The organism is Paracoccus sp. (in: a-proteobacteria) (assembly GCF_046462195.1).
Classification (GTDB): Bacteria; Pseudomonadota; Alphaproteobacteria; order Rhodobacterales; family Rhodobacteraceae; genus Paracoccus.
Genome location: NZ_JBKGUN010000063.1, coordinates 19,846 through 35,530 on the forward strand (window position 1 = coordinate 19,846; position 15,685 = coordinate 35,530).

Below are 15,685 nucleotides of genomic sequence, written 5' to 3' on the forward strand. Positions count from 1 at the left end.
GAAGTTACATTCCCGACGAAAAGGCCATGTCGCATCCCTTTGCGTGATGACAAGGCCCTCTTTGGACAACAAAACGACGCATTCGGCACTGACAGCTGGGTGCGGATCACGAGGCATTGCGGAGAGCTAACACGATGACACGAGCGGGAAAACTTGTCTCCAGCCGCAATGCGGCACGTGCGCTTTGGGACTCGGTGCGCACCAGCCTGTGGTTTCTTCCCGCCATCCTGGCTGTCATTGCCCCGGCTCTGACCTTTGGCGCACTGCGGATGGACGACTGGCTGGGTCAGGGACCGGACAACAGCTTTTTCCCCATGATCTATGTCAGCGACCCCGGCCAGGCGCGCGACCTGCTGTCGACGATCCTGACATCGATCATAACGATGGCCAGCCTGGTGTTCTCGATCACCATGGTCGTTCTGACCCTCGCCGCGGGTCAGTTCGGGCCACGGCTGGTCCGCAACTTCATGGGGCGCCTGCAGACGCAGTTCGTGCTGGGCACCTTCGTGATGACCATCCTGTATTGCCTGCTGCTGCTGGCCTCCATTGGTCCGGGGGGCAACGAGGATTCCAATGCCTATCTGTCGGTCACGATCGCGATCGGTCTGACGGTCGTCAGCGTCGTCCTGCTGATCCTTTATATCCATGAACTGGCGACCTCGATCATGTCGGAAACGCTGATCGAGGCTGTCGGACGTGAGCTGGACCAAGGCGTCCGTGAACTGCCTCCGCTGGACCGGACCGACGATCCCGAACAGGCACTGCCCGACGACTTCGACCAAAAGGCCGCGCTTTCAGATATCGGAACATCGGGATATGTTCAGGCCATCGAGTTCCAGCGGATCGTCGATGCGGCACAGGCCCATGACGTCCTGATCGGCCTGTACCTGCGGGCAGGCGATTTCGCCATCCGGAACGGCAGGGCATTCGGCATCTATCCTGCCGAACGCGCCACGCCCGAACTTGCGGCCCTGGTTTCCGGGTCGATCACGCTGGGAACCCACCGAACGCCCGTGCAGGATCTCGAATTCTCGATCCGCCACCTGGTCGAGGTTGCCGTGCGGGCATTGTCTCCGGGCATCAATGATCCCTACACCGCCGTTTCGGTCATCCACCGGCTGTCGGCATCCTGGCCTCACATGATGGAGCGGTCGGTTCCTCCCGGCGTCTTTTACGATGACAATGCTTGTTTGCGGCTGATCTGTCCCCGTTCCACCCATGCTGGCCTGCTGAATGCGTCGTTCAGCCAGATCCGCCAGAATGGCGCCGACAAGCCGCTCATCCTCATTCACCTGCTGAAAGCGTTCAGGGCCATGAGCTATTGCGTTCGTTCCGACGAACAGCGCGAAGCGCTGAGGGACCAGGTTCACGCCATTCTCGAAGACGCGCGCCGCGAGGTTTCCAACCAAGCCGACCTCAAGGATGTGGAGCAGCATGCCGAATGGGCGATGGACGCCCTAGAGCCATGCACCGTGCGGCATCAGGCCTGACCATTCCGCCGTTCCAGCGCAGTCCATGATCCGCCACCCATTCTGACCAAAACCAGCCTGCTCCAGGCGGATGAAATGGTGTTTCCCGTCACGGCGGCTGCGTTGCGCAGGGATCGCTGGTCATTCGGATCGAGGTGACGTGGGCACGGCGGCGGCGATGTCGGAACCATGCCGGCTCGCGGACCCGCAGGACGGGGGGCCAGAAGGTCTGCGCCGAAGACGGGATCGCGACCGGCGGCGCCCGGAACATCCGTCCCGGTGGTCAGGCGCCGGGTCAGTTCGGCGGGGGACAGGTCTGACTCGGTCCGCAGCCACAGCGCCGCCGCCGTCACGAAGGGCGCGGCATAGGAGGTTCCCGTCCTGGTCCGCGCGCCCTCGACCGATGCGGCGGTCCAGACATCAACCCCCGGTGCAGACAGGTCCACATGCGGCCCGCCCCCCGCACGGCGATAAACCTGCTTGCGCCGGTCGACAACGGTGACCGCCAGCACATCGTCATAAGCCCCGGGATAGGCCGGGGCCGCACGCGGACCTGCATTGCCCGCTGCCGCAATGATCAGGATGTCGCGCGCGACCAGCGCCTCGATCTGCCGGGCCAGCGCGTCACTGGGCGGACCGGCCAAGGACAGGTTGATCAGTTGCACGTCCTGCCCCGCCAGCCAGTCCAGAGCTGTGATGAGGGCAAAGGCATCACTGCGCTGGTCACCCCTGATGCGGACAAAGGCATCGACCGCCACCAGCTCGGCCCCGGGCACCAGTCCCGGGCTGCGGCTGGCCGGGTCCCCGACCAGCAGCGCCACTAACGCCGTTCCGTGCGCTGCATCCGATGCGGTGCCCTGATCCCGCGCCGCTGCCGGATCGAGGCTGTGCAGCCGCAGCCGCGCCTCCGCGAAGGTCGCATGAGCGGCATTGACACCCGTGTCTACCATTCCGATCCGGGGCAGGCCGCCGCAGGTCGCGGCAGGAGGCCAGCCGATGACCTGCCGGACCAGGCACAGCCCGCCGGAACAGGGTACCCCTGCGGCCGCGCCCTGTTCGGTTCGATAATGATGGTTGAAGTCCGCAGTGGCAGCGCCTGCCCGAACAACCGTCCGTGCCGCCTCCAGTGTCAGCCGTTCGGGATTGCGCAGCCGGTGCAGGCTGTCTCCGCCCGACAGCGCACGCCGCTCGACCTGCTTAAATCCTTGGGCCGCAAGCAGCGCCAGATCGGCCTCCGACAGAGCGCGCGCGATGATCTCGTTCGGCACGCTGCGGCAGCGGCACTGGTGCGACCGCCGCCCGTCGGGGCTGAACCCGCACCGGGCGGTCATCGTCGTCGCCGTCATCATCGTGGTCATCCGCCGCCTGCGCAATCAGTGTCAGCCCGTCCGGATGCAGGCACGGCTGCAGCGGCACCATCAGCGCGGCCAGCAGCAGGAAAAGAGCAAATCTGCTTATCGGAGTCTCAGTCGGATATGGTGTCTGGGCAACGACGTCCGATGCTTTCCATTATCCCCGAGAAAAATGCGGCAGAGGCCAGGCACAGCTCATGGATGCGGCATTTGGCGAGGCCTTGATCCGACTTCTGCCCCATCTGCGCCGTTATGCCCTGTCCTTGGCGCGGCGACCGGACTTGGCGGATGACTTGGTCCAGACAACGGTCGAATGTGCCATTTTCCATGCGGCCAGTCACGATCCGGCGCAACGGCTGCAGCCCTGGCTGTTCCGGATCACCCGCAATGCCTTTATCGACGTGACCCGCCAGCGGACCAAAGGGACGCGCGTGGATTTGGTCGAGAATCCCGACATCCTGTCCGCGGACGGCGTTGCCGTCACCGAGATGCGCCTGATGCTGCAGGCGACACAGGCGGCCATAGTCCGGCTGCCGGTCGATCAGGCCGAAGTCCTGACGCTGGTCTGCATCGATGGGCTCAGCCATGCCGAAGCGGCCGAAGTGCTTGGCGTGCCCAAGGGGACGGTCATGAGCCGCCTGTCGCGGGCAAGGGTGGCCCTAGCGGATGCTCTGGGAATAAAACGAAACCTGCCCTGTCAGTGTCAGAACAGCAGCCTGCGGCAAGGAAGGCGTAACGTGAGCATCGACGACATCACCTTGATGGCCTTGGCCGACGGAGAACTGGAGGCAGGCAAGGTACGCTCCGTCGAAGCCGCGATCGGAAATGATCCCGAAGCGCAGGAGCGGCTGGCCCGATTTCGTCGCACAAGAGACGTTCTGGAAACGCTGGCGCGCGAGGACGCTGCCGCCCATCCCGCCGACGCGGCGCTGATCGCACGCATCCGCGCCGCCAGCGTTCAGCGGCCTGTCCCGCACGGGCCGAATCTGACCCGGGCGCCTTGGGCGGCGCTGGCGGCCGGGCTGGTTCTGGCAGTTATGGGCCTTGGCTGGTGGCTGTTCGCGGACGACAGTGGGACCGAAGAACTGCAGGCGGCGCTGGCCAACCTGCCTTCGGGCCAAGGCACGCTACTGGAGGACGGCACCGACATGACGATGGTCGCCAGCTTCCGGACCGGCACCGGCTCCTTTTGCCGTGAAATTGAGACCTCACGCGAGGCAGATGCAGGGCTTTCGGTCTTTTGCCCTGATGATGCGTCAGCATTCTTCAAAGAACGCTTCGCTCTCGCGCTTGAGCCGGTCCTATCAGCCAGCCTCCGCAGAGACGGAGGCGCTGGACGCGTTTCTGGCCCAGATCGGCGCCAGTGCGCCTCTCTCGTCCGAAGACGAAGCCGCCGCCCTCGCCCCCTGATCCGCCGCAAAAGAAAGCGGGACGACCAGCCGCGCCACACGCATTTTCTTCCTGCCGCAGCATCGGCCACAAAAAATTGCAGTGCCGGAGAATAAACCCCCGAACCATGCGTTATCAGGGGGACAGGAGCACCACGCTGACGCACCTGTCCGGCCTCGCGGGGATCGGCGTCGATTTGCGAGCCTGCACTGCGGGACGCCTCATCTGGAACGGAGATCCTATCATGGCACGACTGATCGGCAACGACGACGACAACCGCCTGAACGGCACGAATGTGGCGGACCTCATCCATGGACGCTCGGGTGATGACCGCCTGCAGGGCTTCGCAGGCAATGACACCATCGATGGCGGCGAAGGGAATGACTTCATCTGGGCCGGCCTTGGCAGCAACCTGGTCTATGGGGGCGATGGCAACGACCGCATCTGGGCCAATGTCGGCAACGACCGGATCTTTGCCGGCGAGGGCAACGACGCCGTATGGGCGGGGGGCGGCAACAATCGCGTCATTGGCGGCGAAGGTGATGATACCCTCAACGCCGGCAACGGCCGAGACACGATCAACGGCGGAGAGGGCAATGACCGCATCTTCTCGAATGGCGGCAATGACATCCTGAGCGGAGGCGAAGGGGACGACCTGTTGGTGGCTGGCGGCGGCCATGACCGCTTGCGCGCGGGCGAGGGCAATGACACGCTGAATGGCGGGGCAGGCAATGACACCCTGACCGGTGGCGAAGGAGCAGACCGCTTTGTCTTCAATGGTGGACGGGACCGTGTCACCGACTTCGAGAATGGCGATGACCAGATCGACCTGTCCTTCTTTGGCAGGATCACGGGCTTTGGCAGCATCCGCGAGGTGGCAAGCCAGTAGGGCTCGGATGTCGTGATCAGCCTGGGTCAGAACAGCCTCGTCATCGAGGATTTCCGCCTCGGGCAGATGAACGCGGAAGACTTCCTCTGGTAACGCGACCGCGATCAGCGAACCTCGCTATCTGAAAAATCAGTTGGCTCGTACGGCCTGAAAACCTTGAGGCGAAGAACCTACGCCGATCGGGTTTTGCAGTTCGCCGATAATGCAAAAGCCCAAACCCTGCGTCATGATGATCGAAAACGATTGAGGTGGCGCACGGCAAGCGGCCGATTTTCTGGAGTTCGACCTACCTGCCGTGCCGTTGCTCGTGTCATGGCAGACTGATCAGGCTATGCATGAGCGACCGTTTCGGACGGTCCCGATGCGGCGGTTCAACTCGCCGCGTCTGCACCACCGGCTTCGATCTGCGATCGAAGAAAGCCACGCGGCGAATGCCTAACCGAGACAAGCAAAAGGCCCCGGCAGGAATCGACGGGGCCTTCTTTCCAACTTTGTAGGGCGCTCAGGCGGCGTGTTTGATCTGCAAGGCAGATGCCGCCTGTGCCGCCAGTTCAAAGCTGCGCAGGCGCGCCTTGTGGTCGTGGATCTGGCCCGTCAGGATCAGTTCGTCAGGACGATAGGTTTCGACAAGCTGCGCAAGTTGATCCTGAACCTCGGACTGGCTGCCCACGGCGCTGATCCGCAATGCGCGGTCCACGGCCTGCCGGACGGAGGCGCCGATCTCGGCATCGATGTCCCGAACCGGGGCCGGCAGCTTGCCCGGCATGCCCGTCCGCAACCGCGCGAAGGCCAGCTGCATCGTGGTACGCAGATAGGCAGCCTCGCCCGGATCATCGGCGGCAAAGACATTGGCGGCCAAAATGGCATAAGGTTTCTGCCCCCAGGGCGAAGGACGGAACCGCTCGCGGTAAAGCTGCAAGGCACGCTCAAGCTCGTCAGGGGCGAAGTGGCTGGCAAAGGCATAGGGCAGGCCCAGATGCGCCGCCAACTGTGCACCAAAGAGGCTGCTGCCCAAAATCCAGACCGGCACGTTCGTGTCCTCGCCCGGCAGGGCCCGCACGGCCGCGGCGGGACGTTCGGGACCCAAGTAATCCAGAAGCTCGACCACATCCTGCGGAAAGGTGTCCGCCATCGGATCCCGGCGCAGGGCGCGGATCACTGCTCCGTCGCCCCCGGGTGCACGGCCCAGTCCCAGGTCGATGCGATCCGGAAAGGCGGTGGCCAGGGTGCCAAAGGCTTCGGCCACGGTCAGGGGCGCGTGGTTGGGCAGCATGATGCCGCCCGCGCCCACGCGAATGGTGCGGGTCGCCTGTGCCACCAGCCCGATCAGGACGGCCGTCGCGGCACTGGCGATCCCCGGCATGTTGTGGTGCTCGGCCAGCCAGAACCGGTGATAGCCCCAGCCCTCGGCATGGCGGGCAAGGTCGATCGTGTTGCGAATGGCATCCTGTGCCGTGCTGCCCTCAGGCACCGGCGACAGGTCAAGGAGGGAGTATGGAAGATGCTGTGTCATGAACAGGATCTAGGCGGCCCGCCCGTTATTGCAATGACACAGCGTTTTTCACAGGTCAAATATCGCCGGGACCCGACGGCTTTCGCGAAGGGTCCCTTCCCTTCAGGACATCCGGCGCAGATAGGTCCAGGTCGGCACGCGGGCGTCGCGGGCCACGGACCAGCTTTCGGCATCGCCCAGATACACGAAGCCGCAGTTGGTCAGCACACGAGCCGATCCCGGATTGTCCTGAAACGCTTCGGCGAACAGCGTCCGCGCGCCATGCGGATTGGCCGCCACGATTGCCGCGACAGCCTCGGTCGCAAAGCCCGTGTTCCAGAAGCCGGCACCGATCCAGAAGCCCAGTTCGGATTGGTCACCCTCCATGCGGGTCAGGGAGACAACGCCCAGCAGTTCGGCCAGCTTGTGCTGGGATCCGTCAATGGCCCAGACGTCCTCGGTGCGGTCCGCGGCCAGCGCACGCGCGACAAAGCTCTCGGAAGCGCCCTTGGGCAGCGGGTGCGGAATGGCACGCGTTCCCTCGGCGACACGCCGATCAGCGGTGTAATGGGCGATCATCCCGGCGTCCGACGGACGCAGCGGGCGCAGAACGAACCGTTCCGTCGGAATCACGGGCTGACGCGACATGGCCGCGTCGTCGGTCCTGAGGTCATCCAGACGGTTTCCCTCTCTCATCGGTGCAGACATCACCATGTTCCCTCCCCGGAAAATGGTCGGACAATGAAAACAACAAAACGGTTTGGGGGACCGGCTTGCACCGATCCCCCTTAACATCGAAACGTTACGCTCGGGTTACTCGGCTGCTTCGAGGCTGGCAGGAACTACCGAAATGAACGTGCGGCCCTTGAGGCCTTTCTTGAAGGTGACGTGGCCGTCGGTCAGCGCGAACAGGGTGTGATCCTTGCCCATGCCGACATTCGTGCCCGGCCACCAGGTGGTGCCGCGCTGCCGAGCAATGATGTTGCCCGCGATGGCGGCTTGGCCGCCGAACAGCTTCACGCCAAGGCGGCGGCCGGCAGAATCGCGACCGTTGCGGGAGGAACCGCCTGCTTTCTTATGTGCCATGGGTCGTTCTCCTTAGGCTTCAGCGGCGTCTTGGGCCGGTTGTTTCGTGCGCGCGCCGGTGGCAACCTTGACGCCGGTATTGTCGGCGCCCTGCTCCAGCACGTCGGTGACGCGCAGCAGCGTCAGCTGCTGACGATGACCGCGGGTCCGCTGCGAGCTGTGCTTGCGGCGACGCTTGACATAGGTGATGACCTTGTCGGCCTTGATCTGGTCGATCACTTCGGCCTGCACGCAGGCGCCGGCGACCAGCGGAGCACCCAAGGTGCTGCCGACCATCAGGACATCATTGAACTGGACAGTTTCGCCAGCCGCGGCATTCAGCTTTTCGACGCGCAGGACATCGCCTGCCTGCACCTTGTACTGCTTGCCGCCAGTTTTCAGAACCGCGAACATCGCTTTCTTCCTTCAACAACCGCGTCCTGCGGCCCCGGTCTTGACCGGAGTTCCCGGGATGAACCCGCCTTCGGACAGCGCACCCTTGCATCGGGTGTCATGAAAAACAATTGACCAGCCTGGGGCGCATGCCCCGCCGGTGGGCTGCATGTGGCCTATCCGGGCCTGCAAGTCAAGCCCCGCCACGATGGCTGCGGAACCCGAAGCCCCCGGCCCTGCTTGTATCCTGCCAGCCACAGGACGTCATATCCCCATGCAACGCTTCAGCTGTCCGCAATGCGGCTCGCGCGCCTATTTCCACAATCTTTCCTGCACCTGCGGGGCCGAACTTGTCTACGACCCGGAAGCGATGGCCATGACCGTCGGGGTGCCGACCTGCTCCAACCGGACGGCGATCGGATGCAACTGGCGCTCGGCCTCGTCCGGTGCGCTCTGCCGGTCCTGTGCAATGTCGCAGGTCGTGCCGGTCATGCATGTGGGCGACAACCAGCGGCTGCTTGCGGGGGCGGAGCGGGCCAAGCGATGGGTTCTGGCCAACCTGTCGCATTGGGGCTGGTTCACCGAGGCCGATCCGGGCCGTCGCCCGCGTTTCCTGATGCTGTCCGAGGACACCGGCGGCCGCACACAGAAGATCACCATGGGCCACGCGGCGGGCGAGATCACCATCAACGTGACCGAGGCGGACGAGCTGATCCGCCTCCAGCGGCAGCGTGACATGGGGGAACAATACCGGTCGATGGTGGGCCATTTCCGGCACGAACTGGCGCATTTCCTGTTCGACCGCCTGTCCGCCTCGGGCGATTTCCAGCCAGCCTTCCGGCAGATATTCGGGGACGAGCGCGCCAACTATGCCGAGGCCCTGCGCCGCCATTACGCCCAGCCCCGAGAGCCGGGAGACGACTTCATCACCAGCTATGCCACCGCCCATCCGCACGAAGACTGGGCGGAAACGGTGGCCCACCTGCTGCATCTGGTCGATGTCGCGGACAGTTTCGTCAGCACGGGCCTGACCATGCCGGGCGTTCCCGCCGACTTCCGGCCCTATGACGAGGCCGGCACATACCGGCTGATGAACATCGCGGCCGAGGTGATCATTGCCGTGAACGACATCAACCGCGCGCTGGACAACGGCGACCTGTACCCGTTTGTGCTGACGCCTCCGGTACGCGACAAGATCGCCTTTGCCCATGGCTGGCTGCGCGAACACCTGTCGCGCGGCGCCTGATCAGCCGGCCTTTTCCTCCAGCAGCAGCCATTCCTCCTCGGCATCGGCCAAGGCGGCCTGGCGCTCGCTCAGGGCAAGGCTGGCCTTCTGGAACTTGGCCGGGGCTGTCGTGAACAGATCGGGCTCAGACAGGAACTCGGACAGCTTGGCAATCTCGGCCTCCAGCCGCGCGATGATGCCGGGCAGCGCCTCCAGCCGGTGCTTTTCGGTAAAGCTGAGACCCGAACGCGCTTCCTTGGGCTTTTCGGCCGTGGCGGGCGCGGTCCGGGCAGAGGCGGCCTGCGGCTCCACCTCCTCGACCTGCCCGCGCTGCGCCTGATAATCGCTCCAGCCGCCGGCATAAACAGTGGCACGCCCGTCACCCTCCATCGCGACCGTTGTGTCGGCCACACGGTCGATGAAGTCGCGGTCGTGGCTGACCAGCAGCACGGTCCCGTCATATTCGCCCAGCAGATCCTGCAACAGGTCCAGCGTCTCGACATCCAGATCGTTGGTCGGTTCGTCCATCACCAGCAGGTTCGAGGGCCGGGCCATCAGCCGCGCCAGCAGCAGACGCGCCTTTTCGCCTCCTGACAGGCTGCGCACGGGCGCCCGCGCCTGCGCATCGTCGAACAGGAAATCCTTGAGATAGGCCACGACATGCTTGGGCGTGCCGCGCACCATCACCTGATCCGCACGTCCAGACACCCGCATGTCGGGATCGCCGGTCAACGATTCCCACAGCGTCTGGTCCGGGTTCAGCGCCGCCCGCGCCTGGTCAAAGACCGCGATTTCCAGATTGGTGCCCAGCGTCACCGCTCCCTCGTCAGGTGCGATCTCTCCGGTCAGCATCTTGATCAGCGTCGTCTTGCCCGCGCCGTTCGGGCCCACAAACGCGATGCGGTCACCCCGCTGGATGCGCAAATCGAACGGCCGCAGGATCATCCGGTCACCAAAGGACTTGGTGACCCCCTTGGCCTCGATCACCTTCTTGCCGGATTGCGGCCCGGAATCCAGCGCCATCGCGGCCGTGCCTTGGCGGCGGATCTGCGCGCTGCGCTCGTCGCGCAATGCCGCCAGGGCACGCACGCGCCCTTGGTTGCGCTTGCGCCGCGCGCTGATCCCTTCGACGGCCCAGCGCGCCTCGGCCTTGATCTTGCGATCCAGCTTGTGGCGGGCGTCATCCTCGGCGGCCCATGTGGCCTCGCGCCAGTCTTCGAAACCCTCGAAGCCGCGCTCCTGCCGGCGGACCTGGCCGCGGTCGATCCACAGCGTCGCCCTGGTCAGGCGGCGCAGAAAGGCACGGTCGTGGCTGATCAGCACAAATCCCGCGCGGGTCTGGGACAGATGCTCTTCCAGCCAACCGATGGCCTGGATGTCCAGATGGTTCGTCGGTTCGTCCAGCAGCATCAGCTCGGGCGCCTGTGCCAACAGGCGCGCCAGGGCCGCGCGCCGCCGCTCTCCTCCGGATGCAGTCGCCACGGGACGGTCGGGGTCGAACTTCAGCCCCTCGGCGGCCATGTCGACGCGGTAACCCTCGCCTTCGGGCAGGCCGTCGCGGGCAAAGTCGCCCAGCGTGTCAAAGCCCGACAGGTCCGGGTCCTGCTCCATGTATCCGGTCGAAACGCCGGCCGACAGGACGACCTCGCCCCGGTCGGGTTCGACGAATCCGGCCATGACCTTCATCAGCGTCGATTTGCCCGACCCGTTGCGCCCGACCAGCGCGACGCGGTCGCCCGGCTGGACGGTCAGCGACAGTCCGTCAAAGATGGGATCGCCGCCATAGGTCAGCGAGATTTCGGAGAGTTGCAAAAGGGGTGTGCGTGCCATGATGGCGCCCTAGCCTGCGGCCGCAGGGCGGTCAATCCGTCCCGCATCACAAGCCGACATGGAAATGATTGACAAGTTTTCTCGGAATTGCCAAAACCCGATGAAATTCTGACCAAAGGAGTCAAAATGCGTCCTCTGATCCTTGCCGCGCTGATGGGTGCCACCGCAATGCCCGCCCTGGCCCAGGAGGTGAACGTTTATTCCCACCGCCAGCCTGAACTGATCCAGCCTTTGATCGACGCCTTCACCGCGGAAACCGGGATCGACGTGAACGTGGCCTTTGTCGACAAGGGCATGGTTGAGCGTCTGCAGGCCGAGGGCAGCCGGTCGCCCGCCGACCTGGTGCTGACGGTGGACGTGGCGCGCTTGGGTGAGGTCAAGGACGCAGGCGTCCTGCAGGCGGTCGAGGACGAGGCACTGGACGTCATCCCGGCCGAACTGCGCGACGACGAGAACCAGTGGTTCGCACTGACCACCCGCGCCCGCATCGTCTACGCCAGCAAGGATCGCGTGGCCGATGGCGACGTGACCACCTATGAGGATCTGGCCGATCCGAAGTGGAAGGGCCGCATCTGCACCCGCAGCTTCACCAACGACTACAACGTCGCGCTGACCGCTGCCTTCCTGGCCCATCACGGCGAGGAAGAAACGGTGGCATGGCTGGAAGGCCTCAAGTCGAACCTGGCCAAGAGCCCCGAAGGCGGCGACCGTGACCAGGTGAAGTCGATCTGGGCCGGCGAATGCGACATCAGCATCGGCAACACCTATTACATGGGCGCGATGCTGAAGGATCCCGAGCAAAAGGAATGGGCGGAATCCGTTCGCATCGTCTTCCCGACCTTTCAGGATGGCGGCACCCATGTGAACGTTTCGGGAATGGCGATGACCAGCGCGGCGCCAAACCGCGACGAAGCCCTGCAGCTGATGCAGTTCCTGGTCAGCGACGAGGCGCAGCGCATTTATGCCGAAACCAACAACGAGTTTCCGGTCAAGGAAGGGGTCGAACGCTCCGAACTGGTGGCAAGCTGGGGTGACTTCACGCCCGACAGCCTGACCCTGGCCAAGATTTCGGACCTGCGCCCGCAGGCTCTGGACCTGATCGAGCGCGTCAACTTCGACGGCTGATCGGATCAGGGGGTGCGGAGGCCAGCCCCTGCACCCGGATTTGTCAACAAGATGAAGGGCGCAGGCAATGGCTTGCGCCTTTTTGCATGATGCGCAAATGTCGCGCAAACACAGGCAGGCAGATCATGGCGCACAGAATCATCATCGATACCGATCCCGGTCAGGACGACGCCGTGGCCATCCTTCTGGCACTCGCCTCGCCCGAAATCGACGTGTTGGGCGTTGTTGCCGTTGCGGGCAACGTGCCCCTGGATCTGACCCAGGTGAATGCCCGAAAGGTGGTGGAACTGGCGGGCCGGACCGATGTGCCGGTCTTTGCGGGCTGCGACCGGCCCTTGACGCGTTCCCTGACCACGGCCGAGCATGTGCACGGCAAGACGGGCCTTGACGGCATCGACCTGCCCGACCCCACGCTGCCGCTGCAGGAACAGCACGGCGTCGAGTTCATCATCCAGACCCTGCGGAACGAACCTGCGGGGTCCGTCACCCTTGTTCCCATCGGCCCGCTGACCAACATCGCCGAGGCGTTTCGCCGCGCCCCTGACATCATCGGCCGCGTGCAGCGGATCGTGCTGATGGGGGGCGCCTATTTCGAGGTGGGCAACATCACGCCGGCCGCCGAATTCAACATCTATGTCGACCCTGAAGCCGCAGCCGAAGTCTTTACTGCGGGCGTGCCACTGGTCGTCATGCCGCTTGACGTGACCCACAAGGCGTTGACCAGCCGCGAATGGATCGATGCGCTGCGTGCCCTGCCGGGGCGCTGCGGTGCCGCGGTGGCTGGCTGGACCGACTTTTTCGAGCGCTTCGACAAGGAAAAATACGGCAGCCTGGGGGCCCCTCTGCACGACCCCTGTACGATTGCCTGGCTGCTGTCACCAGACCTGTTCAAGGGGCGCGAGATCAATGTCGAGATCGAGACGGAAGGACGGTGGACCAGCGGCATGACGGTCGCGGACTGGTGGCGCGTCAGCGGCCGGGCGCCGAATGCACTGTTCATCAACGATGTCGACCGCGACGCTCTATTCGCCCTGCTCAGCGACCGGATCGCCCGACTGCCCTGACGGCATCGTTTCCTTGGCTTCGGGCAAGGCCACGGCGCCCGCCCCGTCGCCCACCCGCTCGTTCAAGGCCTCGATCAAGTCGTCGGTGACGTCGATGACGTCGAGCGAGACGAACACGGTGCGCCGGTCCAGAACCGCCACCGCGCCCCGTTCCTGCATCACCTGTCCCATCACCGGCAGGGCGGCGCGAAAGAACGCGGCGCGGTCTGCATCGGCCCAGGCGTTCAGGTCCTGCACGGCCTGGGCCCGTTCCCGGCGTATCTCGGTGGCGCGAATGTCAAAGCTTTCGGCCATGCGCCGGAATTCGGCGGCATCCAGCGTCGCCCGCTGTTCGGTCAGTTGCGCCTCTTCGGCCGAAAGAAGCTCGGTCAGACGCTCATTCTCGGCCGCGATGACCTCGCCCTCTTCCTCCAGTTGCGCTTGGAGGCGCTTGCCCCATTCGGAAGAAAGGTAAAGGGTGTCCTGGTCCAGCGTCAGCAGGGGCGATGCCTGCACGGCGCCGGGCGAGGCAATGGTGTTGTTGGGCAACGGTACCGCCGGCGGCACGGGCTCAATCCCCGGAATGTCAGGGGAAAGGGCATCCCCGCCTTGCTGGGCCCCGGCGGGCAGCGCCAAGGACAGCAGCAGGCCAAGAACGCTTGCCGTCCGGATCATCAGAACTGCGTCTGGATGGTCAGGTCGAAGTTCTGCTCCAGGTCGTAATCTTCCTTGCGCACGGCTTTGGAGAAGTTGAAGCGCAACGGCCCGATCGGCGTGGTCCAGAAGATCGAGGCGCCAACGGCCGCACGGACATACATGCTGTCGTCCACTGCCACCCCATCCGTACCGATACGCTGGTCCAGCCCCCAGAGTGACCCGACATCGGCAAAAAGTCCGCCGGATATGCCGTATTCCTCGGGCAGGCCTACGGGGAACTGTGCTTCGGCGCGTGCCGCCCAGTAATAGTTGCCGCCAAGCGCGTCCTCGTTTTCGGCCGCCAGATCACGCGGGCCCAGGCCGTTAGACTCGAATCCGCGGACACGGTTGCCGGTGCGGAAACGGTCCAGGATCCAGGTCGAATAATCTCCATAAGCATTGATGGCTCCGGCCTCGAATTCGCCCCGCAGGGTGACCTCGTCGCGCCAGGCCGTGCTCTCGACGCCGGCCAGCATGGTGCTGGTCACCGTCTTGGTGTCCCCGCCCGCGCCCGCGATGTCCTGCGAGAAGCGGAACCGATAGGCCGTCAGCGGGTCCAGCCCAGTGCGGCGCGAATCCCAGTTGAAGCTGTAACCGAAGGCCGAGGTGATGCGTGTTCCTTCCTCGGCAATCAGCAGCGCCGAACTGTCCTCTGGCACGCTGCTCAGGGCGTCCTCGGCAATGCGATAGCGCAGCTCCAGCCGGGCGTTCTCGGACACGGGAAACTCGATCGACGGCTGCACCCGGATCGAGCGGGTGTCATAGTCCGAATTCAGGCTCTCGGTCTCGTTGTAGTTGGCGGCAAAGCCGAAGCGCAGGTCCCGGCCCAGGAAAAAGGGCTCGATGAAGTTGATGCCAGCCGCCCTGTCGCCACTGGCAGTCGAGATCTGCAACCCCAGCGTCTGCCCGCGCCCCAAGAAATTCTGTTCCGTCAGCGATGCGTTGAGGCCGATGCCCGAATTGACGCCGTAAGACGCACCGAAAGACAGCGATCCGGTTGGCTGCTCCTCGACGGCGACGCCGACGATGACCTGGTCGGGACCGCTGCCCTGACGCGTCTCGACCTGCGCATCGCCGAAATAACCGAGCGCCCGGATGCGTTCGGCCGAGTTGCGAATTTCGCGCGGGTTGAAGGGATCACCCTCGACCGAGTTGAACTGGCGGCGGATCACCTCGTCCAGCGTCGTGGTGTTGCCCTCGATGTCGATGCGCTCCACAAAGATCCGCTGTCCGCGGGTCAGGGCATAGACCAGGTCCAGCGTCTGGTTCTGGGGGTTGCGGGTGATGCGCGGCTCGATGTTGACGAAATTCAGTCCCCGCTGCAGGGCCACCGTCTCCATCCGGCGGATGGTGGTGTCCACGGAGGACGGGTTGTAGACCTCGCCCCGGCGCACCCGGTTCTGTTCCGCAAAGACTGCCGCATCGACGCCGGGGATCTCGGAAATCGTCTCGACCCGGCCAAAGCGGTAACGCGGCCCTTCCTGGATGTTGAAGGTGATGAAGAACGCGTCGCGTTCGCGCGCGATCTCGGGCGCGATGGCCTGAACCTTGAAATCGGCATAACCGCGCGACCGGTAGAAATCGGTCAACAGGCGCTCGTCCAGCGGGATCCGTTCGGGCGCAAAGGTGTCGCGGCGGATGAAGGTGCGTAACAGGCCCGCCTGCTTGGTCTGCAGGACGTTGCGCAACCGGCGGTCCGAAAAGGCGCGGTTGCCGG

14 protein-coding genes are annotated in these 15,685 nt (G+C 64.6%); 6 read left to right on the forward strand and 8 right to left on the reverse strand.

Annotated elements, in window-relative coordinates:
• Positions 1-134 precede the first annotated feature (134 nt).
• A complete protein-coding gene (locus tag ACLHHB_RS04320; RefSeq protein ID WP_410217057.1) occupies positions 135-1,490 on the forward strand; it encodes a DUF2254 domain-containing protein in 1,356 nt (451 codons plus the stop codon).
• On the opposite strand, the gene ACLHHB_RS04325 is transcribed toward ACLHHB_RS04320, so the two are convergent.
• Positions 1,481-2,827: a S8 family serine peptidase gene (locus ACLHHB_RS04325; protein WP_410217058.1), complete on the reverse strand. Its 1,347-nt coding sequence runs from the start codon at positions 2,825-2,827 to the stop codon at positions 1,481-1,483. The two genes, ACLHHB_RS04320 and ACLHHB_RS04325, sit on opposite strands and share 10 nt — an antisense overlap.
• Positions 2,828-3,018: 191 nt before the next feature.
• Between ACLHHB_RS04325 and ACLHHB_RS04330 the strand changes: the two genes are divergently transcribed.
• Together ACLHHB_RS04330 and ACLHHB_RS04335 are read left to right on the forward strand one after the other, a co-directional pair.
• Positions 3,019-4,326 (forward strand): sigma-70 family RNA polymerase sigma factor, encoded by a 1,308-nt coding sequence (locus tag ACLHHB_RS04330; RefSeq protein ID WP_410217059.1) that lies wholly within the window; start codon positions 3,019-3,021, stop codon positions 4,324-4,326.
• Between the two features lie 128 nt (positions 4,327-4,454).
• Positions 4,455-5,099 (forward strand): calcium-binding protein, encoded by a 645-nt coding sequence (locus tag ACLHHB_RS04335; protein ID WP_410217060.1) that lies wholly within the window; start codon positions 4,455-4,457, stop codon positions 5,097-5,099.
• A gap of 502 nt (positions 5,100-5,601) precedes the next feature.
• Here the strand turns inward: ACLHHB_RS04335 and ACLHHB_RS04340 are convergent.
• The 4 genes from ACLHHB_RS04340 to rplU all read right to left on the reverse strand — a co-directional run bounded on the left by ACLHHB_RS04340 (position 5,602) and on the right by rplU (position 8,070).
• Positions 5,602-6,612, reverse strand: coding sequence for an LLM class flavin-dependent oxidoreductase (locus tag ACLHHB_RS04340; protein WP_410217061.1), 1,011 nt, complete (start codon positions 6,610-6,612; stop codon positions 5,602-5,604).
• 102 nt (positions 6,613-6,714) lie between these two features.
• Entirely contained in the window at positions 6,715-7,239 is a 525-nt protein-coding gene (locus ACLHHB_RS04345) for a GNAT family N-acetyltransferase (RefSeq protein ID WP_410217070.1), read from the reverse strand.
• A gap of 165 nt (positions 7,240-7,404) precedes the next feature.
• Entirely contained in the window at positions 7,405-7,677 is a 273-nt protein-coding gene (rpmA, locus tag ACLHHB_RS04350; RefSeq protein WP_410217062.1) for a 50S ribosomal protein L27, read from the reverse strand.
• A gap of 12 nt (positions 7,678-7,689) precedes the next feature.
• Positions 7,690-8,070, reverse strand: a complete 381-nt coding sequence (rplU, locus tag ACLHHB_RS04355) for a 50S ribosomal protein L21 (RefSeq protein WP_410217063.1) — start codon at positions 8,068-8,070, stop codon at positions 7,690-7,692.
• Between the two features lie 253 nt (positions 8,071-8,323).
• Here rplU and ACLHHB_RS04360 point away from each other — a divergent pair, with 253 nt between their 5' ends.
• Positions 8,324-9,295, forward strand: a complete 972-nt coding sequence (locus tag ACLHHB_RS04360) for a putative zinc-binding metallopeptidase (protein WP_410217064.1) — start codon at positions 8,324-8,326, stop codon at positions 9,293-9,295.
• On the opposite strand, the gene ACLHHB_RS04365 is transcribed toward ACLHHB_RS04360, so the two are convergent.
• The gene (locus ACLHHB_RS04365; protein WP_410217065.1) at positions 9,296-11,104 is read right to left on the reverse strand and encodes an ABC-F family ATP-binding cassette domain-containing protein; all 1,809 of its coding nucleotides are present in this window, start codon (positions 11,102-11,104) and stop codon (positions 9,296-9,298) included.
• Positions 11,105-11,230: 126 nt separating this feature from the next.
• Between ACLHHB_RS04365 and ACLHHB_RS04370 the strand changes: the two genes are divergently transcribed.
• Together ACLHHB_RS04370 and ACLHHB_RS04375 are read left to right on the forward strand one after the other, a co-directional pair.
• The gene (locus tag ACLHHB_RS04370; protein WP_410217066.1) at positions 11,231-12,229 is read left to right on the forward strand and encodes a Fe(3+) ABC transporter substrate-binding protein; all 999 of its coding nucleotides are present in this window, start codon (positions 11,231-11,233) and stop codon (positions 12,227-12,229) included.
• Positions 12,230-12,354: 125 nt separating this feature from the next.
• A complete protein-coding gene (locus tag ACLHHB_RS04375; RefSeq protein ID WP_410217067.1) occupies positions 12,355-13,293 on the forward strand; it encodes a nucleoside hydrolase in 939 nt (312 codons plus the stop codon).
• Here ACLHHB_RS04375 and ACLHHB_RS04380 read toward each other — a convergent pair.
• Together ACLHHB_RS04380 and bamA are read right to left on the reverse strand one after the other, a co-directional pair.
• Positions 13,252-13,947, reverse strand: coding sequence for an OmpH family outer membrane protein (locus ACLHHB_RS04380; protein ID WP_410217068.1), 696 nt, complete (start codon positions 13,945-13,947; stop codon positions 13,252-13,254). The genes ACLHHB_RS04375 and ACLHHB_RS04380 overlap by 42 nt on opposite strands.
• On the reverse strand, positions 13,947-15,685 hold a 1,739-nt coding region (bamA, locus tag ACLHHB_RS04385; protein ID WP_410217069.1), incomplete at its 5' end, for an outer membrane protein assembly factor BamA. The genes bamA and ACLHHB_RS04380, both read right to left, overlap by 1 nt.